25 protein-coding genes are annotated in these 26,162 nt (G+C 42.7%); 12 read left to right on the forward strand and 13 right to left on the reverse strand.

All coding sequences use genetic code 11. The features are described 5' to 3' along the window. Nucleotides 1–84: 84 nt before the first annotated feature. The gene (locus B1L02_RS23140) at nucleotides 85–882 is read right to left on the reverse strand and encodes a substrate-binding periplasmic protein (RefSeq protein ID WP_088533051.1); all 798 of its coding nucleotides are present in this window, start codon (nucleotides 880–882) and stop codon (nucleotides 85–87) included. Between the two features lie 427 nt (nucleotides 883–1,309). Between B1L02_RS23140 and B1L02_RS23145 the strand changes: the two genes are divergently transcribed. After that, nucleotides 1,310–1,519, forward strand: a complete 210-nt coding sequence (locus B1L02_RS23145; RefSeq protein ID WP_088533052.1) for a hypothetical protein — start codon at nucleotides 1,310–1,312, stop codon at nucleotides 1,517–1,519. A 57-nt stretch (nucleotides 1,520–1,576) separates the two neighbouring features. On the opposite strand, the gene B1L02_RS23150 is transcribed toward B1L02_RS23145, so the two are convergent. The 5 genes from B1L02_RS23150 to B1L02_RS23175 form a co-directional block, all read right to left on the reverse strand. Then, the gene (locus tag B1L02_RS23150; protein WP_088533053.1) at nucleotides 1,577–3,745 is read right to left on the reverse strand and encodes a S9 family peptidase; all 2,169 of its coding nucleotides are present in this window, start codon (nucleotides 3,743–3,745) and stop codon (nucleotides 1,577–1,579) included. Nucleotides 3,746–4,106: 361 nt separating this feature from the next. Next, the gene (locus tag B1L02_RS23155) at nucleotides 4,107–6,059 is read right to left on the reverse strand and encodes a methyl-accepting chemotaxis protein (protein ID WP_088533054.1); all 1,953 of its coding nucleotides are present in this window, start codon (nucleotides 6,057–6,059) and stop codon (nucleotides 4,107–4,109) included. Between the two features lie 184 nt (nucleotides 6,060–6,243). Further along, nucleotides 6,244–7,572 carry a sigma-54-dependent transcriptional regulator gene (locus B1L02_RS23165; RefSeq protein WP_088533056.1) on the reverse strand — a complete coding sequence of 443 codons (1,329 nt, stop codon included), beginning with the start codon at nucleotides 7,570–7,572 and terminating at the stop codon, nucleotides 6,244–6,246. Next, on the reverse strand, nucleotides 7,569–8,105 hold the full coding sequence (locus B1L02_RS23170; protein ID WP_088533057.1) for a hypothetical protein: 537 nt from the start codon (nucleotides 8,103–8,105) through the stop codon (nucleotides 7,569–7,571). The genes B1L02_RS23165 and B1L02_RS23170 overlap by 4 nt, the downstream gene beginning before the upstream one ends. Further along, on the reverse strand, nucleotides 8,102–9,472 hold the full coding sequence (locus B1L02_RS23175) for a sensor histidine kinase (RefSeq protein ID WP_088533058.1): 1,371 nt from the start codon (nucleotides 9,470–9,472) through the stop codon (nucleotides 8,102–8,104). The genes B1L02_RS23170 and B1L02_RS23175 overlap by 4 nt, the downstream gene beginning before the upstream one ends. 373 nt (nucleotides 9,473–9,845) lie before the next feature. Here B1L02_RS23175 and B1L02_RS23180 point away from each other — a divergent pair, with 373 nt between their 5' ends. The 5 genes from B1L02_RS23180 to B1L02_RS23200 all read left to right on the forward strand — a co-directional run bounded on the left by B1L02_RS23180 (nucleotide 9,846) and on the right by B1L02_RS23200 (nucleotide 11,177). After that, a complete protein-coding gene (locus tag B1L02_RS23180; RefSeq protein WP_010369619.1) occupies nucleotides 9,846–10,067 on the forward strand; it encodes an EF-hand domain-containing protein in 222 nt (73 codons plus the stop codon). 43 nt (nucleotides 10,068–10,110) lie between these two features. Beyond that, complete coding sequence (locus B1L02_RS23185; RefSeq protein WP_010604274.1) at nucleotides 10,111–10,332, forward strand: calmodulin; 222 nt, start codon at nucleotides 10,111–10,113, stop codon at nucleotides 10,330–10,332. Nucleotides 10,333–10,397: 65 nt separating this feature from the next. Then, nucleotides 10,398–10,619 carry a calmodulin gene (locus tag B1L02_RS23190; protein WP_088533059.1) on the forward strand — a complete coding sequence of 74 codons (222 nt, stop codon included), beginning with the start codon at nucleotides 10,398–10,400 and terminating at the stop codon, nucleotides 10,617–10,619. A gap of 57 nt (nucleotides 10,620–10,676) precedes the next feature. Next, the gene (locus B1L02_RS23195) at nucleotides 10,677–10,898 is read left to right on the forward strand and encodes an EF-hand domain-containing protein (RefSeq protein WP_088533060.1); all 222 of its coding nucleotides are present in this window, start codon (nucleotides 10,677–10,679) and stop codon (nucleotides 10,896–10,898) included. A gap of 57 nt (nucleotides 10,899–10,955) precedes the next feature. Beyond that, nucleotides 10,956–11,177 carry an EF-hand domain-containing protein gene (locus B1L02_RS23200; RefSeq protein ID WP_088533061.1) on the forward strand — a complete coding sequence of 74 codons (222 nt, stop codon included), beginning with the start codon at nucleotides 10,956–10,958 and terminating at the stop codon, nucleotides 11,175–11,177. A 1,079-nt stretch (nucleotides 11,178–12,256) separates the two neighbouring features. Here the strand turns inward: B1L02_RS23200 and B1L02_RS23205 are convergent. Continuing rightward, entirely contained in the window at nucleotides 12,257–12,703 is a 447-nt protein-coding gene (locus B1L02_RS23205; RefSeq protein ID WP_010379331.1) for an Hsp20 family protein, read from the reverse strand. Nucleotides 12,704–12,935: 232 nt separating this feature from the next. On the opposite strand from B1L02_RS23205, the gene B1L02_RS23210 reads away from it, so the two are divergent. The 3 genes from B1L02_RS23210 (at nucleotide 12,936) to B1L02_RS23215 (ending at nucleotide 14,000) form a co-directional block, all read left to right on the forward strand. Further along, nucleotides 12,936–13,190 (forward strand): LysR substrate-binding domain-containing protein, encoded by a 255-nt coding sequence (locus B1L02_RS23210; protein WP_410477314.1) that lies wholly within the window; start codon nucleotides 12,936–12,938, stop codon nucleotides 13,188–13,190. A 324-nt stretch (nucleotides 13,191–13,514) separates the two neighbouring features. Next, nucleotides 13,515–13,688, forward strand: coding sequence for a hypothetical protein (locus B1L02_RS24080; protein ID WP_171040955.1), 174 nt, complete (start codon nucleotides 13,515–13,517; stop codon nucleotides 13,686–13,688). Between the two features lie 60 nt (nucleotides 13,689–13,748). Continuing rightward, nucleotides 13,749–14,000, forward strand: coding sequence for a TIGR03643 family protein (locus B1L02_RS23215; protein ID WP_088533062.1), 252 nt, complete (start codon nucleotides 13,749–13,751; stop codon nucleotides 13,998–14,000). Nucleotides 14,001–14,044: 44 nt separating this feature from the next. On the opposite strand, the gene B1L02_RS23220 is transcribed toward B1L02_RS23215, so the two are convergent. The 4 genes from B1L02_RS23220 to B1L02_RS23235 form a co-directional block, all read right to left on the reverse strand. Then, nucleotides 14,045–14,965 (reverse strand): acetoacetate decarboxylase family protein, encoded by a 921-nt coding sequence (locus B1L02_RS23220; RefSeq protein ID WP_088533063.1) that lies wholly within the window; start codon nucleotides 14,963–14,965, stop codon nucleotides 14,045–14,047. Between the two features lie 229 nt (nucleotides 14,966–15,194). Continuing rightward, nucleotides 15,195–15,740 (reverse strand): GNAT family N-acetyltransferase, encoded by a 546-nt coding sequence (locus B1L02_RS23225; RefSeq protein WP_088533064.1) that lies wholly within the window; start codon nucleotides 15,738–15,740, stop codon nucleotides 15,195–15,197. A gap of 58 nt (nucleotides 15,741–15,798) precedes the next feature. Next, a complete protein-coding gene (locus B1L02_RS23230; RefSeq protein ID WP_088533065.1) occupies nucleotides 15,799–17,853 on the reverse strand; it encodes a S9 family peptidase in 2,055 nt (684 codons plus the stop codon). Nucleotides 17,854–17,986: 133 nt separating this feature from the next. After that, a complete protein-coding gene (locus B1L02_RS23235) occupies nucleotides 17,987–18,292 on the reverse strand; it encodes a hypothetical protein (protein WP_088533066.1) in 306 nt (101 codons plus the stop codon). Nucleotides 18,293–18,388: 96 nt separating this feature from the next. Here B1L02_RS23235 and B1L02_RS23240 point away from each other — a divergent pair, with 96 nt between their 5' ends. Then, on the forward strand, nucleotides 18,389–19,294 hold the full coding sequence (locus tag B1L02_RS23240; RefSeq protein WP_088533067.1) for a LysR family transcriptional regulator: 906 nt from the start codon (nucleotides 18,389–18,391) through the stop codon (nucleotides 19,292–19,294). Here the strand turns inward: B1L02_RS23240 and B1L02_RS23245 are convergent. After that, a complete protein-coding gene (locus tag B1L02_RS23245; protein WP_088533068.1) occupies nucleotides 19,277–21,877 on the reverse strand; it encodes a TonB-dependent receptor in 2,601 nt (866 codons plus the stop codon). The genes B1L02_RS23240 and B1L02_RS23245 overlap by 18 nt on opposite strands. Nucleotides 21,878–21,976: 99 nt before the next feature. Here B1L02_RS23245 and B1L02_RS23250 point away from each other — a divergent pair, with 99 nt between their 5' ends. Beyond that, nucleotides 21,977–24,082, forward strand: a complete 2,106-nt coding sequence (locus B1L02_RS23250; RefSeq protein WP_088533069.1) for a winged helix-turn-helix domain-containing protein — start codon at nucleotides 21,977–21,979, stop codon at nucleotides 24,080–24,082. Further along, nucleotides 24,079–24,555 carry a SixA phosphatase family protein gene (locus B1L02_RS23255; RefSeq protein WP_088533070.1) on the forward strand — a complete coding sequence of 159 codons (477 nt, stop codon included), beginning with the start codon at nucleotides 24,079–24,081 and terminating at the stop codon, nucleotides 24,553–24,555. The genes B1L02_RS23250 and B1L02_RS23255 overlap by 4 nt, the downstream gene beginning before the upstream one ends. 17 nt (nucleotides 24,556–24,572) lie before the next feature. On the opposite strand, the gene B1L02_RS23260 is transcribed toward B1L02_RS23255, so the two are convergent. Then, the gene (locus tag B1L02_RS23260) at nucleotides 24,573–25,853 is read right to left on the reverse strand and encodes a TonB family protein (protein ID WP_232003205.1); all 1,281 of its coding nucleotides are present in this window, start codon (nucleotides 25,851–25,853) and stop codon (nucleotides 24,573–24,575) included. Nucleotides 25,854–26,162 lie beyond the last annotated feature (309 nt).

The raw sequence follows: 26,162 nt of genomic DNA on the forward strand, positions 1-26,162 counted from the left end.
GCCTAGGGGTTTTCTATATTTAAAATATAGGTGATAAATACGCTTTTTGTCAGTTGTGAAAGGAAAAGATTATTATAGTGGTTTTTACTCCTTTTCTGTAGCGTGGGTGGTAACTACCTTTCTTAATGCCACGTCCATTTTTTGGATAAAGTCTTGTTTAAATGGGTACTTCTCTTCAAACCCTTTTAAGTACCCGATATGGGCTGTGCGACGCATTACTATTTTGTCTTCAACAATATTACTGGTATTTAAGTTTGGCGTTATCTGCGACATTTTATTGATACCAAGCAAAGTAGAAAGCCGATCATTGACGTAACAATCAATGCGTCCGCGTGCGAGCTTTTCGATATTTGAACGTGTACTTTTGTTTTCCCAAAGTTGAATAAATCCCTGTTTTTTCGCTTCCTTTAGGCTTTCATCTAAGATGATATAACCGGCATTAATACCAATATTAAGTACTCTGTCTGGTTTTACGTGAGGCAAGTTTTTTAGCGTGATCCCCTGATTACAAAAGGCAACCACCACCTCTTCTTGAAGGGGAATTGAATAGGGCCAGATATAGGGACGTTTTTTGATATGAATATAAGGTGGCATTAACGCCATTGCTTCACCGGATACCAAAGAGGAAACGCCTCGCTTCCAAGGCACCGCTTGCAAGTTAACTTGATATTCATTACTCAGCAAACGCGCTGCTTGTCTCACTATATCGACATAGATGCCATAAAGCTCGCCATTAATTTGATAACTATAAGGCGGGTAAGCATCGTCGACCAAAATGGTTACCTTGATAGGTGTTGAATATTCAGGTTTATGGGGAATGGCATTAGATAAGAGCGGCAGAAAGATACCGCAGCAAATAAAAACAAAGCGAAATAAGTTCATTTTTCACTTATGTGCGTAGTAATCATTTTTTAAATATAGTGGCTTTCTATAAAAAATCTAATGACTAAGTGTTCTCCATTTGTTAACCAAATTTCATTGATAAACGTAAGTAATATTGGTCGTTGATTACTACACATCAATTGATGCCTACACAAGTTAAATTTAATTCTTAATAACTAAAAATTGTTGACTTCTTGTGGTGATATTTGTTCTTCTTGAGAACTGAACTACTCTGAATGAGCATTAATGTTAAATGCACAAAGTCAAACAGAAGAATTTTAAAATGAAAATAAAAGTTTTTGGCTTTATTACTTCAGCTTCCCGCTACTTGCAGAAAGGCCGATGTAATAGTCAACTGTAGGCGCATATCAAATGGACACTATGAGTGCACGGGTCAAACTCTGTTATGTCCTAATGGGAGAGTGAGATGAATATACACTTTGATTTTGCCGCTCAGATCTATTTTTTTCTGGTGGTAGTCTCTGCTGGGATCAGCATACTTTTGGTAAAAAAAGCAAAAATGGGAAAACTTGAAATGTTTATCGGTTTATTTATGAGTTTACTGCCACCGTTTTCGCTTTTGTTTATTCTCGTCATGCTTTATATCGCGAACTCGAACAAAAAGTTAGGTGAATAGTTAAGCAAGAGGAAGTCAAAGGAGGCTAAAGCCTCCTTTGTTTAATGTGACCGTTGACTACAGTTTATTTTCAGCGAGTGCAATAAAGAAACTATAGCTTAATGCGACATCGTGAATACGCTTAAAGCGACCAGACGCACCACCGTGGCCTGCTTCCATATCGGTTTTTAGCAGCAGTAGATTATCGTCTGTTTTATATTCACGTAGCTTAGCGACCCATTTCGCAGGCTCGAAGTACTGCACTTGAGAATCATGTAACCCCGTGGTCACAAGCAGGTTAGGGTATGCTTGCGCTTTCACTTGATCATAAGGTGAGTAAGACAGCATATAGTCAAAATATGTCTTCTCATTTGGGTTACCCCATTCGTCGTACTCATTTGTGGTAAGCGGTAGGGTTTCATCCAGCATGGTATTGATAACGTCTACAAACGGCACTGCTGCATGTACACCATCGTATAACTCTGGCGCCTGGTTAATCACCGCACCCATTAATAGGCCACCTGCGCTGCCACCTCTGGCATAAATACGTGAAGCATCGCCATATTTTTGCTCTACTAGTGCTTTTGTGACATCGACAAAGTCGTTAAAGGTGTTCTTTTTGTTTAACTTTTTGCCGTTATCATACCAAGGGCGGCCAAGGGTTTCTGAACCACGAATATGTGCTATAGCATAGACAAAACCACGGTCTAAAAGGCTTAAGCGGCTGATCGAGAAAGTTGGCTCAACATTAGAACCATATGAACCATAACCGTATTGCAGTAACGGGTTAGAACCATCTTGCTTGAACTTATCTTTACGATAAACAATTGAAACCGGTACTTTTATGCCGTCACGTGCGGTGATAAAAATACGTTCAGATTGGTAGTTTTCAGGTGCAAAGTCGCCTAATACTTTGTCTTGCTTTAATAATGTTTTGTCCAAACTAGCAAGGTCGACATCATACACAGAAGCCGGGGTCGTCATACTCTGATAACCAATTCTTACCGCGTCCGCATCTAGGTTTTCGTTACCAGTTAGATAAACCGCGTAAGCCGGGTCGTTAAAGGTTAAACGCTTGCTTTCGTTATTATCTAAATTTAATACGTTGATTTGGCTAAGGCCATTTTCACGCGTTTCGTAAACTAGGTGCTGATTAAATAGCTCAAAGTTGTCTAGCTTAGCGTCTGCATTATGCGGCACGACGGTTTGCCATTTTGAAATATCGCTTGCTTCACTGGCTTTGACGCGCATCAGCTTAAAGTTCACGGCATCTTTGTTGGTGTGGATGTAATACCAGTCACCAAGTTTGGCGACGCTATATTCATGACCACTTTCTCTTGGAATAAAGCGCTCAGGAGTTGCTTTTGCATTATCAGCGTCTAGTAAAGAAACACCTGATGCCTCGGTGCTGGAGTGGTGAATGTATATTTTGCTCTTGTCTTTACTCTTTGAGATATAGGTGTAATAGCTGTTATCTTTTTCTTCGTAAATCAGTTCATCGGTGCTTTGCGCTGTGCCTAGAGTGTGGCGGAATACTTGATAACCGAGCAAAGTAACCGGATCTTTTTTGATGTAATAGATGGTTTTATTATCGTTCGCCCAAACGATGGGGCCTGAAGCACCTTCGATCGTATCGTCCAGTAACTTACCTGTTGTTAAATCTTTGATTCTAATAGTATAAATTCGACGACTTACCGTATCTTCAGCAAAAGCTAATAGATTTTCGTTGGTTGAAACGGAAAGACCACCGACACCATAATAGTTTTGCCCTTCAGCGCGAATATTCGCATCAAAGATAGCTTCTGCATTTTTACCATCTTTGTGTTCACTGCGGTAATAAGTGAAGTATTCTTTGTCACCCTCAGTGGCACTAAAATAATAATAACTGCCGTTTAGCACTGGCACGCTGCGGTCATCTTTAACCACTTTGTTTTTGATTTCTTCAAATAAGGTTTGTTGGAGTTGCTCTGTGTTGACGAGCTTGCTGTCGGTATAGACATTTTCTTTGGTTAAGTGTGACAGTACCTTTTCATCGCTTCTAGTATCGTCACGTAGCCAGTGATAATTATCGACAAGTTCTTGACCGTGAATGGTCGTCTTGTGTGGGATCTTTTCTGCAACTGGCGCCACAACAGCTGTGGATTGTTCAGCTTTCACGTCAGATGTAGCTTTTTGAGATGGCGCTTCTTGACAACCAAGTACAGCAACCAAAGATGCAGCTACTAATGTAAATTTAAATTTCTTCATTTTTATTCTTCTGTAATAAATCAATTCATCGAGTCTATCTAGTTCTTATTATGAGGACAACCAATTGAGACGATATTTTGTAGCAATTGCTAAAAGTAAAATGTCAACTTATTACTTAACCTGAGGCTTGGATAAGGAATGAGCTAACTCATTGTTTTTTTAATCACCTTAAATTATCTTCTTATCTAGCCAGAGAGTTTTGGGGATAACTCCGCTTTCGCGTCCTGCTCTTACTAAGGTACTTACATCCTTTAGGCAAGGCGAATTTACTTCCAATAGCTGGCTATTGGAAGTAAATTCAACGCAGTTAGCGCTAAAACTGGCTGCTAGAAAAGCATTAATTATCCGAAGCTCAGGTTACTTAATCAATATTAAAGCGGCCGACCAAGCGCTCTAAGTCTTTGGCTAAACTAACTAATTGGTCAGCGCCTGCATTTAATGCTGCCGTTTCTTCTCCGACTTGTCGTACGGAAACATCCACCGAATCAATCAAACGTCTAGTATGACCGGCATTTTCTCCTTGTAATGAGGCTTGTGACCCTATATTTGAAACAGAAGTTTTAATTCTTGATACTGCCTGAGCGATATCAGTAAACGCTTGCTGAGCGCTTTGTGATTGTTTGATAGTAGTTTCAGACTCGCTTACGCTCGACGTCATTTGGGCCGATACCGTCCTCGTTTGTGCGATGAGGTTGGTTAACACTTGCTCTATTTCCTGTGTGGCGTCATGTGAGCGCTGCGCGAGCGTTCTGACTTCATCAGCAACCACCGCAAAGCCCCGGCCTTGTTCACCTGCACGAGCAGCTTCAATCGCTGCATTTAATGCTAAAAGGTTAGTTTGTTCTGCGATGGAACGGATCACCCCTAAAATGTTGGTGATATCTTGGCTTTCACTTTCGAGCTGGTTCATGGCGTTGGCGGACTCAGCCAACGAATGGTTAAGCCTCGCAACCTGCGATACCGTGCTTTCTATTGTGCTGTTACCACGCTGTGCGTGTCCGTCCGCAGTGACAACATCCTCCAAAGTATGACTGCAACTCTCACTGATTTCAGCGGCAAGTTGCTCTACAGTCTCTGTGGTTGTGGTGGCACTGGCGGAGTCTTCAGCCTGCGCATGGCATTGATTTCGAATATCATTGATACTCTTTTGTGACCCTAATGCAGCATCATTCAATGTTGAGGCATTACTTTGAATATCTTTTACGAGCGAGTTAATTGAGTCCAAGAATTTATTGAACCACGCGGCCAGCTCTCCAATTTCATCATGGGTGACGACTTTTAAACGTTTGGAAAGATTGCCTTCACCTTGTGCTATTTCTTTTAAGCCTTCAGACACCATTTCGATAGGTTTAACTATCTTATTGGCAAGCGTTATTGCAATGATAATAAACAGAATTACCATGACAACAGCGATAATCGTGATGCTAATTGTCATATCGTAAGCTGAAGCCAAGATTTCATCTTCATCAATCACCGCGATAAATTGCCAGCCAAGCGTGTCGGAGCGATAAATCTTAGCGTCATAGGTTTTATTATCAGTCTCAATGGTAAGGTAGGGTTTGTTTGTGGCGTTTCGTATAGCCTCGTAGAGTGGCCCAGTGAGATCTTTAATGTGTTTAAAGTTGTTATTTTTATTTTTGGGATCGGCCAGTACAGTGCCATCAGCATCAAGGAGGATTAAATACCCAGACTCCCCGAGACGGATATTGCTAACAATATCGGTCAATGTTGCGAGCGTTACATCTAATGATTGTACGCCAATCACTTTGCCATCACGTTTTATAGCGGTGGCAACCGACACCATGGCTTGCCCCGTTACCCCTTGATAAGGCTCAGTAAGGATAACCTTGTTGGGATCTTCAGAGGCGTTTTGATACCAAGGGCGTTTTCTTGGATCGTAATCGCCAAGGGGCTCCGCAGGATACTGAATAAAGCCACCAGATTCAGTGCCAAGATACACAAACAATAATTCTTCGTGGGTTTGTCCAAATGCCCGGTAAAGCTCAAAAATATTGGCTTCTGTTTGACCGTTTTGTAGCGGAGTCATCGGTTTCTCTGCACCAAAATAAGTAGTGGTATCCTGACCTACTTGTTGCACGGTCTTGGACTCGGCGAGGAAGCGAGCATTTTTCTTCATCTGCTCAAAAAACAGTACAAAAGACTGTTCGGCTTGTCTTATCTCATTGCCGGATGCATCAAGAAATTTATCAAGAGAGTCGCTTTTGGTCTGAGAAATGCTGACCACAGCAATCGCTAAAATAGGAATGATCACAGTGAGAACAAAGCTAATGATGAGCTTTTTGCGCATTTTCATACAGACAACCCTTAACTATCCGAGTGTTTTTATTATGCTCCTAGGAGGAGCGCATATTCTCAGGGCAAAATCTGAGCCACGGGCGTGGCTCGTAAAGATCCATTACTACAAACACTTTGCAGCCGTAAATTTGACCAATCAGCGCGCTTTAGAAATTAAAACTAATTTTAGCCCTCTAATAGGTTTAGCATTGGATCTCATGTTTTTTAAGTAATTTGTAAAAATCAGAGCGATTACGTTGCGCAAGTTTTGCAGCTTCCGACACATTCCCTTCGCAAAGTGCCAGTACTTTTTGGATGTAGTCATATTCAAACTGGCGTTTCGCTTCATTTAATCCTGTAAACGCATTCTGCTCTTTATCCTTAGGCAAGGCTTTTTGTACGATATCTTCAGTGATCATTTTACCTGGAGTAATAGCAACACAGTGCTCCACGATATTATGGAGCTGGCGGATGTTGCCCGGCCAATGATAGTTCAACAAATGCGTAATACTTTGTTGGTTAAATTGCTTTTCGCCATCGCTAAGTGCACTTAAGAAGCGTGATGCAAGTAGTGGAATATCTTCCAATCGCTCTCTTAAGCTTGGGATTTCAACAGACACCACGTTTAATCGATAGTATAAATCTTCACGAAATTGCTTTTCGGCAACGGCGCTTTGAATGTTCTTATGGCTTGCAGAGACAAAACGAACATTGACCTTATGCTCGGTTTGGCCGCCCACAGGACGAACGGTTCGCTCTTGTAAAACACGCAGTAGCTTAACTTGCAAATCAAGCGGCATATCACCAATTTCGTCGAGGAATAGGGTGCCGCCATCTGCTGCTTGTACTAAGCCTTCTTTGTCGTTCACCGCGCCGGTAAACGCGCCTTTTTTATGGCCGAATAGTTCAGATTCCAATAGGTGAGCGGGCATTGCGCCACAGTTAATCGCAATAAAAGGGCCTTGCGCTTGATTACTGGCTAAATGGATTGCTTTTGCCGTCACCTCTTTACCGGTACCGCTCTCGCCTTGGATGAGAATATTTGCGTTACTGCTGGCAAGTGCTTGAATTTGTTGTACCAATTGACGCATTGCGGCACTTTGGAATAACAACCCATGGAAGTTATTTGGATCCGAAGTTTGTGCAGTTCTTACTTTTCCTGCAAGCGCCTCATTGATGACATCGAGCATTTGCTGAGAATCTATAGGTTTGGTTAAAAAGCTCACAAAGCCTTGCTGCATGGCGTCAACAGCGTCAGGAATAGAGCCGTGAGCGGTCATCATCACAACGGGCATGCCGGTATAATACTTCTTTATTTGCTCATTAAGTTCAAAGCCATTCATGTGCGCCATCTTCAAATCGGTGATGACCAAGTCGATAGGCATTTGCTTGAGGATATTTAACGCTTGCGTACCGCGGTGCGCAACTTCAACTTCGTAGCCGTGACTTTCTAAACGCATTGCCAGTAGCTCAGTTAAAGACGTATCGTCATCCACTAAAAGTAACTTTGCGCCCTGTTGTGTTTGACTCATAGTGAATCCTCCTCAAGTGATGGGTTTTCAGAAAGATCGGTTTCTAAACGTTGTTTTTCTATGTCGGCAAGCTTTTGTTTTAGCTCGGCAAGCTGTTTTTGTGTCTGCAACAATTGCTCTTGGTGCTGTTGCGCCTTATTGTCAGAGTAATAATTACTGATTTTTTGCTCACGAAGGCTTTGAGTATGCCAAGCCAGCGATTTAAACCAAATGTTGTAATCGTCTGGCCAATAATCTTGTAGTTTCACTTCTTCAATGGCTTTAAGTTGCTTGGTGGTTGAGTCTGTACCGCAATAGGTGTGAATAAAGCCCTGTAAGTGCAGCGCACCTTTATAGTAATCGTTAAATGTCACGTTATGTTTTTTGGCGCATTGGCTGACTAAGGCTTTGATCACCTCAGCTAAAGGTACAAACTTAGCGCTGGTTTCTGTTTTTACAGGGCCAATAAATTGCTTTGTTTGCTCGACGTTTTGCTCCGTTGTGGCACAACCACCGAGCAAAAATAGCGTGATACTTAATGCGATATATTTCATTTTGGATCCCTTTTTGGAAAGGCGACTTGAATACTGGCGCCAGATTCTACTGATAGCCATTTCACATCGCCTTTTAATTGCTTCACACACTCAGAGACAATGGCTAAACCTAAGCCACTGCCATTATTATTTTTATTTTTTTCACCACGAACAAATGGCTGGAATAATGAATCGGCTTCATTGATGTCGATGCCATCACCGTCGTCACAGACTATCAACAATACTTCGCCATTTTGTTCTTTAATTGAAATAGTGACATTGCTTTTAGCGTGATCAATGGCATTGCTCACTAATTGAGTTAACACTAATTTGCACGGAAGATAAGGTACTTTTAGGTCATCATGATTTTGCCAGTTCACTATCACATCAGTCTTTCCTAGCTTATCGCTAAGATGCTTTGAGACTTCTTCTTGGATAAGATTCATTTCGGCGTCGTGATGCAGGCTATCTGGGTGACTGGCTGCACTATAGCTGAGCAAATCATCGATCAATGAGCCAAGCTTTGCAACAGAGTTTTCCATAATGATGAGAATACGTTGTTGTTTTGGATTAACATCTCCAAGCAATCCACTATTTAATAAGCTGCTTCCTTCGTTTAGCGATGCTAAAGGGGTTTTAAGCTCATGAGTAACATGGCGCAAGAAGGTTTCTTTTTGTTGTTGAATACGCTTAAGTTCGAGCCTTAACCAATTTAGCCTGTCACCCAATTGCTGCAATTCATGACTGCCAGAGAGTTCAACTGACTTATCAAAATTACCTTTACCTACCTCAGATACCGCAGATTCTACCTGATTAAGTTGCTGACAAATCCGGTTGATCAAAAAGATGCTGATCACGATAAGGGTGGGTAGCAAGATAACGAGACCAAACATAAACCATGTTTGCAGCTGCACGAAATGGGCTTCTTGATCAGATAAGCGTTTATTAAGTGTTTGCTGAAAGCTTTCCTCGAATTGATTAAGCACCTTAACCAATTGTTGGAACTCTTCAGCTTTTGAAGTGGCATTGATCTCATCAGGAGCGAACTGTCGCCATTTAGCAACAAACAGCGAATCGGGTAGGTTTATTTTTAATAATTGAATGCGTTTTTTGGTGTTTTGCCACTTCTGCTCGATGCTTTCTTGCAGTGTTTCACTTTGCAGCAGCTGATTATTTTGCAGTGCTTTTTCAAGCGCACTGATATCTGCTTTCACAAAATTGTATTCAAGAATAAGTTTTTGATTTTTATTATAAATATCCTGTGTTTTTTGTTGGTTTTTGGACAGTGCCTGGGCGTACCACAAAGTCAATGTGAGTATTGGAAGCACACCAATAAACATGGCAATAAGTGCCTGTTTTTGTAATGACTGAGAAAAAATTTTTTTCACGATGCTAAATCCTTAAAAAGGGTGCACAAGTTTCAATCAAATGGTGTTGCGAGATTTGCAAAATTTTCTACCCAAAAATTTACCTGTTGCAAAGCTGCGACAATCTAACTTTAAGAAAAATAAAGACTTTTTATTTTTCGCTTTTTTAACTGTTGCCATTTAGCAACAGCCAGCCTTAATCCAACCTTAATCTTTTTAAGTGATTTAACTTAACTCATTGATAAACGGTATTTTTTCAATGTTGGCATCAAAGTTGGAATAGTTATCTCGAAAGCGAAAAACGAAACGCAAAAACAAATGCAAAATCAGTTTTAGCTTTAACAGCAAAATGTTTAACACAGAATTTAGTTTTTAATCTTACGAGGAAAGCACGATGAAAAATTTAGCAATCGCAGTATCAGCAGCAGTAATGACTTTGGCATCAGTAGGTGCACACGCAAACACGGATTTCGACAAATTAGACATGAATGGTGACGGTTACATCTCTATTGAAGAAGCAAAAGCAGATGAAGGCCTTCTTGCTCAATTCAACGAGCTAGACGCTGACCAAGACGGTCAACTAAGCCAAGCAGAATTTGATAACTACGAAGGTTAATTCGCCCAGTTATCACATCACTTTAATCGTTTAGGAGAAGATCATGAAAAATTTACTAGCAGCACTTTCAATTACAGGTATGACATTAGTTTCAGCATCGGCAATGGCGATGGATGACTTCGAAAAGTACGACACAGATGGCAGCGGCACGATCAGCATGAGTGAGGCGCAGGTTAACCCTAAGTTAGCTGAGCAATTCAAGACACTTGATGTTGACGGTAACGGCGAGCTAAGCGAGTCAGAGTACGAGCACTTTGAAGGCTAATTTGAAAGTTTGGTATCGGTGAGTCTTCGGACTCTCCGCCAAGACTAAATTTTAAGGAGAATATGATGAAAAATCTATTAGTAGCAGTTTCCCTAGCGGGTCTATCAATGGCATCAGTTAATGCGATAGCTGGTGACGACTTCGCCAAATACGATGCCGATGGTAGTGGCACAATCAGCATGAGCGAAGCGAAAGTAAATCCCAATCTTGTTGAGCAATTTACTCAGCTAGACGGTAACGCTGACGGCGAGTTAAGTGAATCAGAATTCGCAAATTTTAAAGGCTGAGTAACAGCCCTCCAATTTCGTGAAACGAACAGTATTTAAATTTTTGAGGAATAAATGATGAAAAATGTACTAATTGCACTATCAATCTCAGGTTTATCTTTCGCGTCTGTTAATGCAATGGCGAGTGAAGACTTCGCAGCGCTAGATACAGATCAAAGCGGCACAATCAGCATGAGTGAAGCACAAGCGCATACTGCACTTGCAGAGCAATTTAAAGAGCTAGACGCTGATGCAAACGGCGAGCTAAGCGAAACAGAATTCGCAAACTTTAAAGGCTAATCGATAGCCCTCCAATTTCACAAAACGAACAGTATTTAAATTTTTGAGGAATAAATGATGAAAAACGTACTAATTGCACTATCAATCACAGGTTTATCTTTTGCTTCTGTTAATGCAATGGCAGGTGAAGACTTTGCTGCGCTAGATACAGATCAAAGCGGCACAATCAGCATGAGTGAAGCACAAGCACACACGGCACTGGCGGAGCAATTTAAAGAGCTAGACATTGATGCAAACGGCGAGCTAAGCGAAACAGAATTCGCAAACTTTAAAGGCTAATTAGAGCTCGAGAAGTAAATTTACCTGCGCAAGGGAGTGACAGAGGAAAAGGAACTGATGTCAGGGAGCAGGGAATAGAGTTCAAAGATTATGATTATTGTTGAGTTACTTGGCAACATTACTGATTTGTTCAACTAAGCGCCTTCTTTCGGGCGAGTTTAAACAAACTGGTATAAAGGAATACTTACAGCGAGGCATCGCTATCAGAATCTTTGAGCTCCAAATTGAGAGTTTGGATGTCATTAGGGAAGTAAAGTGAAGGATCATAGTCGGTAAGAGTAAGGCGGTTATTCGCACCGCACCCAAAGCTTGGCTTGATAGCCAAGCTTTTTTTGTTTTTGGGCTTTCGTTATGTTTTATGCTGAGCGAGCCGCAAACGCCCTTAAGACGGTGAGTATTAATTTTTTGTCCCATATAGAGTGAAACTTGATTGAATAGATAAATATTAAGCCACGCTTAGATATTCTTTTTCCCCTTATCGAAAGTCTGATAATCCTGCTTTAGCCATGTAAAAGTTAGCTTCTAGCTTTATTTAACATCACAGTCGAGCTTAACAACAACCCCAATTCAGTTGTGCTAGCATCATAAGCGTAACTTTATTACGCAAAGGAGAGTAACATTGGCTAGACGAGGAAGCGGTTTAAGAACTGTAATAAAGGTTGTTAAAGCAATCGACAGAGCTAGTAAACAAGCTGCTCGTGAAGCTCAACGTAGAGAGAAAGCTAGGCAACACTCCTCTTCCGGTTGCTGTCAGTATAAATGGTGATCTACATAAAAATCACAGCTCAATCTACCCAGCAAGTCGGTTTTACTTATCGCAACTCCATGCCAATTAAAGTGCCACCTTTAAAAGTCCAACACTGCGAAGTAGGAGATGCTTTACGCAGCGATCTTTGTGTTTTTATGTTTGATGGTTATTCCTAAGTCGCCAATCAGGTGGTATAGATATATACGCTGCTAACTCAAAACGTACTCAACGCTAAAAATGGGTAAACTAGCAACTCAAAGCAAAAAAGTCGCCCGAGGGCGACTTGGAAACGTGACATCATGTAAAAACAGGGGGAAGTGACCTCAATCGATTATTTATTTTCGATGAGATTGCCTTTGCCAATTTCAATCTTTCTTGGCTTGAGTGCTTCTGGAATTTCGCGCTCAAGGTCAATGACTAACAGGCCATTTTCAAGTCCTGCACCAATCACCTTGACGTGATCGCCAAGTTGGAATTTACGCTCAAAGTTACGCTCTGCGATGCCTTGATGGATAAATTTGCGCTCAGCTTTGTCTTCTTTGTTTTGCTTTTCGCCTTTGACTGTCAGGGTATTGTTTTCTGACTCAAGGCTAAGCTCTTGCTCGGTAAATCCGGCAACAGCCATGGTAATTTGGTATTTGTCTTCACCGGTGGCTTCAATGTTATATGGTGGAAAGCTTGGTTGCTTTTCGTTGCGTGATGCTGCATCCATTAACTGTGCTAAATGGTCAAAACCGATGAATGAACGATAAAGTGGAGATAGGTCTACTGTACGCATAATTTGTATCCTCATAAAGCGATAATTAAGCTATTTATTGCTTCAATTAAAGCCAATAAATAGCATATAAAACATTTACTTAGTTTGGGTTGGGACCCTGTCGGCGTCCTCACAATGCTATCTATGGACGAGACAAATACTTTTCAAGAAACTTTTTTAAAAAAGTTTTTATTTACCTGAATTTTATAGGATTCTTTTTCAAGAAAATTCTCTTTGCAGGTGAAGAAGCACCATAAAAGGCTCCCTTAAAGTGAACAATGTCCTTTTTATGTTGCAGGCAATTAAAAGCCATTTGGGAATAGGGGTTTTACCTGAATTTGCCTGTAGAGAAGCACTTGAAAAGGGTGAGATAGTTAGTATTTTGCGGCATGCTGATAAACCTACTCTAGCCTTATATGCACTGTATCCCGCACGCCAATTTGTGCCAGCCGTGGTACTTCAATGTATCGAGTTTTTACAGGCTTGGTTTAAGCGTGACGGGCACTGATTGTTAAGTAAATAACCTGAGCTGCGGATAATTAATGCCTTTCTAGCAGCCAGTTTTAGCGCTAACTGCGTTGAATTCACTTCCAATAGCCAGCTATTGGTGCGTAAATTCGCCTTGCCTACAGGATGTAGGTACCTTAGCGAGAGCAGGACGCGGAAGCGGTGTTTTCCCTAAAACTCTCTGGCTAGACAAGGAGAAAACTAAGTTGTGCTTTAGCAACAATGAGTTGGAACATTCCTTATCCAAACCTCAGGTTAAATAGGTATTACTTTTTAAGGTGGTTTACATTTCTTCATTACTTTGCCACATTAACTACTGGTTTAGATGATGGAACAATCAATGAAATGTGATAAACAAAATGCCAATCGAAAAATAGGTCTGGGGCTCGCTATCGGCGCAGGAATTGGCACAGCCGTGGGCGTTGCATCAGGGCAAATCATGTACACCTTGCCTATCGGTATTGCGATGGGAATATTGATTGGCCGTAAGTATTTTTAATCTATTTTGGCACTCGGTGCGTATGTGTGATCTTGATTAGAACACAACAAGATTAAGCAAGTGCAATTTAGTGACTCAGAAATTTCCAGGATCATAGAAATGGCGTGGGAAGATAGAACGCCGTTTGAAGCTATCGAACGACAGTTTGAACTTAGTGAACCAGAAGTGATCAAGTTGATGCGTAGTAGCTTAAGGTCCAGTAGTTTTAAGCTTTGGCGACAACGAGTAAATGGTCGTAATACCAAACATGTTAAACTTAGAAGCAAAGCGGTCAATCGCGGATATTGCAAAACGCAATACAAGCAAAGGTAATGTAAAAGCAGAGGCCGTCAAGCCTCCGCCTATACTAATGAAGGTTATCTATCGTAAAGTGGTAGTGCAACGCCTTCAACGTTAGTGAATTCTAACACCGCGATAGGAGTAAACTGCGTTTTGCGTAAAAATCGCGTGGTGACACTTTTTGGTGAGTGAATCGTAAACTTACCAACGAAAGGCAAGATCCAGCCGCTAGCAGAGGCCAATACGCCACTTAGTTGAGGGAGCTTAGACTCATCGGGAAGGTTAAAGCTGGGCACAACGTTGTCACCGACCGAGTACAGTGGCGTGTTTGTGCCAATTTTGCGCTGATATTCAGCACTGAGCAAAGGCTTACCATTTTTCTTGGCCAGCTCAAGACGATGTGTATGCTCACTTAGAGTGATGTCAACTTGAGCCAATTGTTTGGGGTAACCCCATATTTCACCGGCCTCAACCGCTTTTGCATTGTCCAGCATCAAATGAAAGTTGAATGAGGCGTAGTCGTGAGGGAGCCCCATCGACTGCTTTTCAGCATTAGCAGTAGTGATAGTTGTAAATGCAGCCATTGCATAGTTTACTTGTGCTTCAAGGGAGTTCAGGTCGCTTGGACAAGGTAAGTCGAGATCTGGCGCATTTCTGCGTTGAATAAAAAACGTTGCGACCGTTTCGTTGTATGCTCCTGCTGGACTTTCTGTGATTTTTTGAGTGTAAAAAGCCGCAATACCTTTTCCGGAGCTTTTGCCATCACATTTTGGCGTAACAACTTTCCAACCGTCATTCCATAAAAATCGTTTTGCTCGTTTTGCATTAATTAAACCGAGGACTGCACTGGTTGCTTCTCCCTTGACATGAAAAGGGACAGAGATTTCAGTGCCGTCATCCAAGTATTTTATTTCAGTGGTTGGGTATGTACTTTCGAGGTCAAAGGCGAGAGTATGGGCGCTAAAGATGAGTCCTAGCACGACTGCATTTTTTATCATTTTGCTTTCCTTAAGTAGTGAGATCAACAAAGTAGATTGTCTAATTCAAGACAAGTTGAGTAATTGTTTCCTTTTTTGGGATTTTATGTTAACAGCGGAATGTGAAAAATCAAAGTGCTTTAGTTGATAGAGTATATTGGTGGTTAGTTCTCAAAGCGACATTAAGTATGTCGCTGATTTAAAGTGATTAAGTAGCTAATTTAATTTAGGGAAAAGGCTATCACTTTGGTTAGTTTACATCGCTTGCGAGTAAGCCATATAGTGCAGAGTCTGAAACTTCGCCAGCAATTTCCCAGCGAGCGCGCAAGTGGCCTTCTTTAGTAAACCCTAGTTTTGCGAGTACTTTGGCTGAACCGGTATTAGCGGGATCAATCTCAGCTTCAATACGCCTCAACTGTAGTGTTGAAAAAGCATAGTCAATGAGTGCAGAGCCCGCTTCTTGAATGACACCTTGCCCCCAGTGAGATTTGGCAATACCAAAGCCAATTTCGGCACGACGTGACGCTTTATCCCAGCTAAACAGTAAACATTTACCAATTACTGTTTCATCACTTTTCGAAACAATGGCCAGTGTGATCGCTTGTTGCGTAGTCAAGTCTTCATGTGATTGCTTGATAAATTGTGTTGCATCGTCAAGGCATTCCCAAGGTGGCGTGTTCCAATAGCGCATGACGTCTGCGTCCGAGAATATGGCAAATAGTGCTTCGGCGTCTTGTGAGGTTAAGGGTCTAAGTGTGAATCGCTCGGTGTCGAGTTTGATTGTCGTTAATTGCAATATCTTTTTTCCTTGATAAAAAAGGGCGCATATTAGCGCCCTCAAACAATAAGAAGGCTTATTTATTCGCGTCTTTAACTGCTTTTAGCTTCGCAGCGTGGTCAATTTCATAATCTGGCATGTCTTTTTTGCCTTCGATTAGGTAGTTGTCCATCCAGCGCATCAAGCGCAAGCTGTAGTCATATTGAGCCGCAGCTTTGCGGTTACCGTGACCTTCGCCTGGATAGTAAACTAGACGTACGTCTTTACCTTGCACTTTCATATAGCGATATAGCTCCATAGATTGTGCTGGATGTACACGTGGGTCATCTTTACCATGCATAATTAGTAATGGTGTTTTAGATTGGCCTGCCCAGTAAATCGGACTGCGCTCTAGGTACCACTGCCATTTATCCCAAGGGTAAGAGCGAGCGTGCACTAAGTACATTTCGTTTGAGATATCGGTAGTACCAAACTTAGATAGTTGGTTAGTTACCCCAACAAACATCACGCTTGCCGCAAAGTGTTCAGTTAGTTTTGTAGCACCCCAAGCAGAGGCATAACCGCCGTAAGAGCCACCGGTAATACCAACACGTTTAGTATCCACTAAACCGGTATTGACTAGGTATTCTTTCATATCTACCAAGTCGTCAAACTCTTTGCCAGCGTAGTCGCCTTGGCCAAGTTTTGAGTAATCAACGCCTTTACCTGTCGAACCTCGGTAGTTTGGATAGAATACCGCATAGCCGCGTGCTGCGCCCATTTGACCTGGATCTGAATAGCTCGTGAGCCAGCCATTTTTGTCGTGGCTTTCCGGACCACCGTGCACCGACATGATCAGTGGATAACGTGTACCTTCTTGGTAATCCAGTGGATAAATTAATACGCCACCAATTTCAACGCCATCGCGGGCTTTGAAGTTAATAGCCTCTTGTTTTGCAAAACGTTTGTTATCTAACCATGGGTTAGAGTTTGACAGACGAGTTGCCTTGCTTGAGCGGATCATAAACACTTCATTTGGGTGCTTAGCTGTGTTTGCACGTAGGGCAATGGTTTTGTCTGAATCAGAGATAGATAGGTTTGACGCTATAAATTTACCTTCTTTGATCAGCTTTTTGTATTTATTTGAACCGACTTTAATTTGGCCTACAAAACTTTCAGCGCCGACATTTGCGACAAAAGTCAGCTGGTTTTTGCGGTTTGACCATTCAAAATCACCAATGTGACCCATAAAGTTCGGGATCCACTCTTCTACTTTGCCGCTTTGTGCATTGGCAAGGTATAAGCGACCAGTTGCCGGGTCGTGCTTGTCTTCAGCGCCTAAAATCGCGATGTATTTACCATCGTGAGAAAACTCAGCGGTGCCAAGTTTACCTTCTGTTTTGAATGACGTGGTAATTTGTTGTGTTTTTGCGTCAAGTACATGCCATTGTGACTTCATATATTTGTCATCAATAAGCGCTGTTGGCTGGGTTTTTACCAGTAATTTAGAGGCATCGTCAGCCCAGTTGATTTCACTTACATAGCCTTCGATGTTCAGTGCCGCTGGGGTCAGCGGTTTTTCTGATGCTGCAAGATCAATGATATGAAGCTGTTTGTTTTTTAAACCCAGTTCATACACTTCAGCCATAAAACCAAGCTTTTTTAGCTCTTTTTCTGACTTATCGGCAGCTGGCATTGCAAGGATCGCAACCTGTTTGCCATCAGGGCTTAGGCTATAAGCCGAGATCCCAGTGCCTTTTAGTGAAAGCACTTTCTGTGCTTCCCCACCGTTTACCGCGATGCGATAAAGGGCGCGTTGCTTGTCTTCTTTTTTCTTGGTTAGGAAATAAATGAACTGACCGTCGGCTGACCAAGAGATGCTTGAGATGCTGACTTTGCCGGTGATGAATGGGCGCTCGACACCTTCGTCGTCAACCACATAAAGCTCACTGTAATTAGAACCATTTTGGTCAACGTAAAGCTCACGCGGTACCGAGCGAGTAAAAGCAACGAGTTCGCCATCAGGACTCACCGACGTTGAGCTTACCGATTGGATCTTTGGGATGTCTTCAATGGTGATGGTATCGCTTGCGAGGCTTGCAGCGCTGGTGAAGCCCATTGCTAAAGCCAAAGCAGACTTAAGTAGTTTCATTATTTATCCTAAATTTTCATTCACTTGTTGTAACTTCTAGATGAAGTTTTTAGGCATTCTACTTGTCACTAGAATAAAAACCAATGTTTGCGATTAATTGTCGGTTAAGCCTGATAAAGCGAAGAGGCTATCCTTATAGTCCAAAATTCAGTGAGCCTGAATAATCGACCTGAAATGGCGTAAGGTGATTAACTGCATACGAAACGTTGCCTTTGTCATCCATGATGTAAATAGAAGCACCACAGTGTTTGCAAAAACCATGCTCTTGGATGGTTTGAGCTTTCGAATGCGGCACTACAAATCGCGCGAGAGATTTACAAGCGTTTTCGATAAGGCCGTGAGCCTGAATAAACTGCACACCAGAGCATATTTCGTTGGCTGTTGTCGTGGTGAAAATACGATAGTGGATCTGGCCGCAGTGGCACGATGTGGCGATCATGTTGATGTCCTTTATTTTCTTTTGAATTAAGTTTACTTTTTATTTTTAGTTAATATATATTCATTTGGTGTAAAGACTTTTTCCTAAGAGGAAATAATGAGAAAGGAATACGATAAACTTCACTTACTCAAAATATTGTGTTGTGTTGCTGAGCAGCACTCCTTCAGCCGAGCTGCAGAACAGCTCGGTACCACGACATCAGCGGTGAGTAAATCGATAGCTCAGCTAGAGTCATCTTATGGACAAGTACTTTTAAATCGAACAACCCGTAAACTCGCATTGTCTGATGCTGGTAAATTGGTGTACGAAAAAGGGAAAAAGATCCTTCGTGCGCTACGCGATTTGGAAGAAGAAGTCGAACAGGTTGGAGTGCATCAATCTGGTCACCTAAAAATAACCTTTCCAAATACGATAGGGCGTATGTTACTGAGCCAAATTTGTATCGATTTTCAAAAGCGCTATCCACAAATAAAGTTAGAGCTGATGTTTACCGCAGCAAACCAGGATTTAATCGAAGATGAGATTGATGTTGCTTTTAGGCTTTCGGCCGAATTGAAAGATAGTCAATTTTATGTCTTGAAATTAATCAATATAAACTCGACTTTTGTTGCCGCTCCCAGCTATTTAGCGGCTCACGGGAAGCCTGAGCAATTAGACGAGCTGAGTAGGCACAATATGTTGTTATCTAAACTTAACCATGTTGAAGATAGTTGGCATGACGGAACTCGCAGTTATTCTCTGCAAGGTAACTTGATAGCGAATAGTCGCTTTCACATTAGAGAGGCGGTGTTGGCAGGATTGGGGGTTGCCATGCTACCGTCTTATTTCTGCCAACGGGATATTGATTCGGGCGCTTTGGTTGAGCTGTTCCCTGAACAAAATAGGCCCGAAGTTACTTTGCATGCAATATATAAAGTGAAACGAGAGCACTCTGCAAAGCTGGACCTATTTTTAGGATTTGTACAGGCGCAATTATCGTGCAAATCAGAATTGGTATCTTAGCCCCGCGTAGTAGCGTCGACCATTCACATATACCCCTGTTGGTGCGTACTCGTTGCGATCATAGGTATAGATTTGTTCGTCGGTTAAATTAATAAACTCAAATTGTGCATCGAGGTTATCACTTAATTTAACCGTGAGGCTGCCGTCTAATTGGCCGTAATTATCCATCATGGTCTCGCCTACACCGGTGGCAAACTGGGTTCGATAATTATAGCTAAGCCGTGCGCTAAATTGGTGGTTTTCGTAGTACGCGGTGAGGTTAGCGCTGTGTTTTGAGGTGCCCGGTACTTTGTCCTGTAAGCCAACGTCAATGTTATCACGTTCCCCATCAACGTAGGTGTAATTGGCGATTAACCCAAAACCGTACGCTAGTGTCTGTTGGTAACTGAGTTCAACACCACGGATACTGCCGCCAGCACCATTACTGGGCCTATCGATAGACATCAAAATGCCTTCATGACGCTCAAGTTTTCGCTCAAATTCAATAAAAGACTCTACATCTTTGTTAAATAAGGCGATTGAGGCGAGTCCTGCATCATCAAAGTACCACTCAAGGCTGGCATCAAACTGCGCCGCTCTATATGGATCTAGGCTGGCGTTGCCACCTTGTCCTTGAGCTTGAGTCACGTTGTAATTTGTAGAAGGCATAAGGTGATGAAATTGCGCTCGCGACATGACGCGTGCAACAGAAAAACGGCCAACCAGACTCTCGCTTAGATCAAACTTGATATTAGCGCTGGGTAGAATATCGATGTAATCCCGAGACTCTTCATGCCAAATATAGCTGTCGGGCGCTTCGATGGGAGAGGCGACACGTTTAAATGCGCCAGAGTCTTGAAAGGTTTTGACGACCCGGACCCCAAGGTTGGCAGCATAGGACTCACCTGCGAGTTGCATTTGACCGTAAGCGGCGGCGGTTTTTTCTGTAATATTAAAACGACTGGCTTTTTCTATCTCTTGTTCAAAATTGAGCGTATCAAAGTCTTTAGCGAGCAGCGCAATATCGGCATAACTGTAGTTTTTTAACGTATTTGCATTGCCTACACCGCGCAAATAACCATCCACAAAAGTGCCAGGATAGGCGGCCAGAGTAGTGTCAAGCTCACCGGCTAGACCATCAAGCCCTCCATCTATTGAACGGTGGCGCAAAAAGTTTCGTTGATGGTCCTTGAGTTTTACGCCAAATTTAATCGTGTCGACCTGTTTAAAGTCGATATCGTAGGCAAAGTCGGCTTGCGCGAAGTATGATTTATCCTTGCCATCTTGGCTGTCATTTCGAGCTTCGGTGATAAACCAACTCGCTGCATCTAACGGTGAAATCCCATAACTTGCGACGATATTCTTTCGCATAGAAGTATCAACATGAAAACGGGTATTAGCAGAAAACTGTGACGTGACGTCTTCTTTGGTGCCGCCTGAGCCGTGGCTCAGACCCACTTGAAACTGGCTCGACCAATAAATGCCATCATATACCAAGTCTAGATGGGCACTTTTGGTGCTGATCTGCGAATCTCGCCAAATGGCTTCCATGCTGGTATTGAACGGCGCCGGTGTGGGTAAATAATGGGCGCTCACCAAAGTACCCTCTTGTACTCGTAAATCGGTTACCCCGCCGCCTAGATCGATAGACTTTGCACTTTGCCAGAGAAAGTTTTGATTGTTGTTGTCTGCGTTTAGATGAGAATAAAGTAAGTGACTATTTAACCTAAGCCGTGGGGAAAGTTGGAACGCGGCATTGACTGTATAAGCCTGCAATTCTCTTTGTTGCTGAAAAATCGCGGAGCCTCCACCACCAGGAAACCACAACGTTTGGCTTTTATCTTGTGGGGTCTGCTGGGTAGCATACCAAGTATCATCATCACCTTGGTATAACGTCCTATCGTGCCATCCCCACGATTCTAGGCCGTCGCGTCTGAGGCTGCGATCTCGTCGTGTTGCGGTAAAAAGCACAGCATAGTCGCCACTTTCGCTATGGTAGTTATAAATTGCAGATAATTGTGGGTCGAGTTTATCGCTCAAGTCACTGTATTGGAACTGGGCCGTTACAACGCCATAGCCTGAAGGCGTAAGCAGGGGGTCGCGGGTTTTTATATTGATTGCACCACCTAACGAACCTTCATCCTGCATAGCTTGTGGTGTTTTGAACACCTCGAGGCTAGAGACGATTTCACTGGGTAATAAAGTAAAATTAAAGCCACGGCTTGGTTGACTTGAGATCCACCAGTCCGCCGAGGCGAGATATTGGCCATTCAAATAGGTTCTATTTTGCTCGGGAGTTGTACCTCGCACACCGATCCGCTCACCTTCTCCTTGTGCTCGAGAAAGTGAGATACCGGTGATCCGTTGCAGCGCCTCTGCGACGTTTTTATCTGGAAACTTACCTATGTCTTCAGCACTGATCGTATCTGAAATTTGTTGATTGTGGCGTTTATTACTGAGAGACTTGACAACGCTGTCATGAAAGGCACGGATTTCGATGCGTTCTATGGCATTTTCAGCTGTCTGATTTTGCTCAACGGCATAACTTGCAGCTGTAATAAAGAATGCGCTACAAGAAACTGTTCGGATGAGAAATTCTGACATTGTGCTCAACTTATAATACGAGTAAGTTACCTTTAGTTGATACCCATAATACGCTTTTATTACGAGCCTAACCATAGTTTTACAAATTTTTAGTAGTTGATGGTTGAAAACTTAGATAAACGTTTTTTAATCAATGAGATACTTGTCGACCTGAGCAATTTATCTGTGTGTGTTGACGGTTCTTGGAGAAGCATCGAAGCGAAACATGCGGCATTATTGCGTCTATTGATTGCAAACAAGGGACAGGTTGTTACCAGAGACGCCATCTTAGATATCGTATGGCCAGGGACTATCGTCAGTGATAACTCTGTTAGTCAGCTGGTGGTTCAACTACGTAAGTTGCTTGGTGACAGTTCAAACGACCCAAAAATAATTAAAACGGTACCACGCCTAGGGTATCAATGTATTGCACAAATCGAAAAAGCCCCAACGTTACTTGAGCAAGTGGAGGAGCTATCTCGTGGTCGCGGCGCGCAATTTGCCTTGCTCGGTTTTTTTGTGGGTCTTGTGGTGACTTTGCTTGGTGTTTTTATCGCTGAGCGGTGGCAAAGTGAATTGCAACAACAGTCAGTTTCAGCAACTCGGATCACTTCTACACCTGGCGCTGAAGTCTTTGTGCGCTTTTCTCCAAATGGTAAGTATTTAGTCTACAGCTATCTAGCCGAGGGAGCTGATCAGTTTGATTTGGCGGTCTATGATCTTGAGACAAAGACAACCCATACGATAAAAAGCAGCGGTTATAGTGAAGAGTCGGCAAGTTGGTCTTTAGATGGTAATTGGCTGATTTATTCGCGCTCTGATCCGGTTTCCTGTGAAGTGCGAGCGCTACATGTAAAAGGCCCTATAGAAATGTGGCGACTGGCGCGCGATAGCGTGCTTGGCAGCTGTAATAGCGCACAAGACTCGGCACCTTGGCTTGAATATCAAACGGGTCATTTTATTACTAAGTCTTGGGATAAAGCAGGCACGTATTTGCAATCTGCAGAGGTCACTTTTGCTGATAATCATCCTAAGGTGCTCAACACCACGGCGTTGCCAATTCGCGATGTAACACATTACCAAGTTAATCAACAAACACTGTTGTATCAGATAAAAGAGCAGGGCGTTTACCGACTTAATCTGGGTCAACTTGGGGAGCTTGAAAGCCAAGCGACCTCGCTCTCCAAGCAGTCTTTTTCGGCATTGAGTCACGGTTATCAGGACGATACGGTCATTATTGCCAAACACAACTTGAGTGTGCTTAAAGGCCGTGAGCAGCAAGTGTTATATTCCGGGTTTGGCGCGATATCTGAGATTGATGTCAACACGCAATTACGTGCTTCTGCGCACACTGAGGGCGTGGCTGAAATTAACTTTTATCAGCTTGCTCCGGACGCACGAGGTGAGGCACAGCAAAAGCAGTTAACGTCGCCCGCAAGAATGGACCTACTTGCCGCTTTGTCCGAAGACGGTGCACATTTTGTGTATGCTTCGGTGACAGCCAAAAATAATGATGCGCCACAATTTGAGTTGTGGCATAAACATGCTTTTCGGCCAACGTCGAGTTTGCTTGGTACTATGCCGCTGGGGGAAGTGCCGATTCTGCTATTGCTGTCGCCTAATAACGAATATCTCGCCGTATTATCTAAGTCGCACAAAGTGTATTTAATAAGCTCTTTTACTAAAGAAGTTAAAAAAGTAGTTGATAACTTTGCTGAAATTTCTGACTTGCGTTGGTCACAGGATGGTAGAAACCTGTATTATCGAGCAAAGCTCTCTATGGAAGCAAAATGGCAGGCTTGGCAATTCACGGTATCTCAAGGGCGCAGTGAGCAACAACCTTTGGTGGTCCAATTGCCTGATTTACCCCTTATTCAGAAGAACCCCAGCTTTGTGGGGTATAAAGAGCAAGTCAGGGAATATCTAATCACTGTACTCGCTGAGACATTTGATGTGGAGCAGTTGCGTGGGTCTTTGTCTCTTTACCAACCTGCAGTATACCGAGACGGGATTTACTTTGTACTGAAAAGAGGGCACCAATTGGTGCTCTATCGCTATTTAAGTGATGAAAACAAGGCTGAAGAGATTCAATCAATAGGATTACATCTTTACGCGGGGTTTACCGAATTACAGGTACTGGCAAGCTTTGATGGCAGTCAGGTGATATTCAATCGGATCAACAACTATGAAAGTGACATAGTATTACTTGAGTACGGTAACAGATGAAAATATTAAGACTGCTTAGACACGCCAAGTCTAGTTGGAAAGACCTTGCGGTCGAGGATGTCAATCGGCCATTAAAAGCCAAAGGGCATAAGCGCTGTAGTTTACTTGCCAAGATGCTGGGGGAATTACCTGCAACTCAAATTCATTCAAGCCATGCTAAACGAGCTCTACAAACCGCAGATATTATCGCTAAGGCATGCTGTGGTTCTCGAGAAGTTACAATAAACAAGGCGCTTTATACCTTTGAAATGCAGACTCTACAGCAAGCGCTATATAGATTGCCGGATGAAGCAAACGATGTCTTGTTGGTGGCGCACAACCCCGCTTTACTATCACTCGTAAATTGGCTAACTGAGTTGAATCTTGAAAATATAGTGACTGCCGGTTATGTAGAATTAGCGTGTGATATTTCGCATTGGGTGCAGCTTTCTCCTTCAAACTGTCACCATATCCGGCATGTTTTTCTTAAATAATCTGAGGCTAAATAAAGTTAGTTAGCCAATTTCTGCTGGAATAAGCGTATTGATTTACTACTCCAATTGCGCTGTGATGCCGACTTCAATGCTTGTGAGGCAAGCTTTTTGGCTTGTGACTGATTATCTGTAAGCTTGGCGAACAGTAGCAGCAGTTCTGGGTGTTCGGGATCGATGGTGAGACCATGATGCAGCCAAGTCTTGGCCTGAGTTTTATCGTTGAGACGAGATAAATAAGTGTTTGCTAATAAAAGTGTGGAGCGCAAATGGCCGTTATTCGAGGCCTCGGTAAGCACTTGTAGGGCACGTGGAACATCCTGTTGTTCACTGTTTGTGAGTAGTGCTCTTGCTAAACGATATTTTGCGATATCCATGGTTTGTGCTGCGTGTTCTAGCCAAAGTACACCAAGTCGATGCTCTCCCACATTGATAAGCTGAGTGGCTAGACGATATTGTGCCAAGTCTAAGCCATTTTTGGCTGCTGCTAGATAGAGCTCATTTACTGGTTCTTCAGAGCGCCAGTGGTAGCGCAGCAGCTGATACGCGTTGTAATCTCTCATACTCAACCAGTTAGCAATATAGTATTGTACCTGCGCCACCCCACGCTCTGCCGCATCGATATTCTGCTTTAGCTGTTTTTCGTAGGCCTTCTTTTGAATGGCTAAGGTTTCGCGATATTGCTCGCCTTTGTATGTCGCAAAATGGTAAACCAACGTGTGTGCTTGTTTTGGGCCGCTATAACGCCACTTCTCTACTGCATTGAGCAGGCTTGCGGTGAATATATGCTTCGGGTAGCTATCTACGACCTCAATATTGGTTGCCTTGCCGCTTTGGTCGATATCAAACTCTAACCAAACCCAGCCCTCAATCCCTTGCCTTACCGCCTCATCAGGGTAATCAGGTAATACATCGTGAGTTTTACTCGGCGTCGAAACGATATTGGGTTGTTTGAGCCGGGCAAGCGTTGAATCAAGTAAGTAGGTGTTTGCCAAACGATTCTTTTGAAGTTTTAGGAAGTCTTTTAGGCCGCTGTGGTCATCGGACTGCTGTAAAACGAGTTGCGCAGTTTGAAAGGCTTCAGCAATACCGAATTCCTTAGCCAGTGAAAACCAAGCAAAGGCATTTGCGGCGCTTTGTTCGGTACCTTGACCGTACAAATGCATCACCCCAAGATTATACATGGCGTCTGCATTACCTAATTGAGCTAAGCGGTTGAATTCGGAAAATGCAAGAGCGAATTCTTCATTCTGATAAGCGAGGGTTGCATCATAAAGATCGGCTTTTGTCAGCCAGCTCATGCTCAGAAAAAATGAAAAAATAAGCCCAGAAATGAGATTGTTGCGCATTTTATTGATTACTCATCCTCGGACTGCTCTTTGGGGTTGCTGTGGTCATTTTGAATAGGCTATATAACCACAATATAAGGGAAATTTAAATAATAAAGCTGATAGCAAACGCTATCAGCTTTTTGGAACTCCGGGCAGGGAGTTTACTAAGTCGCACCTGTGTTAGCTTAGAAGCGACTTAATTCGAGTCGTGAAACTATTTTCTTTACGACTAATAAGACCAGATTTAGCGGTAAAAGTTTCATTCATCATTCATTATTC

The sequence above is a fragment of the Pseudoalteromonas piscicida genome (genome assembly GCF_002208135.1).
Lineage (GTDB): Bacteria > Pseudomonadota > Gammaproteobacteria > Enterobacterales > Alteromonadaceae > Pseudoalteromonas > Pseudoalteromonas piscicida_A.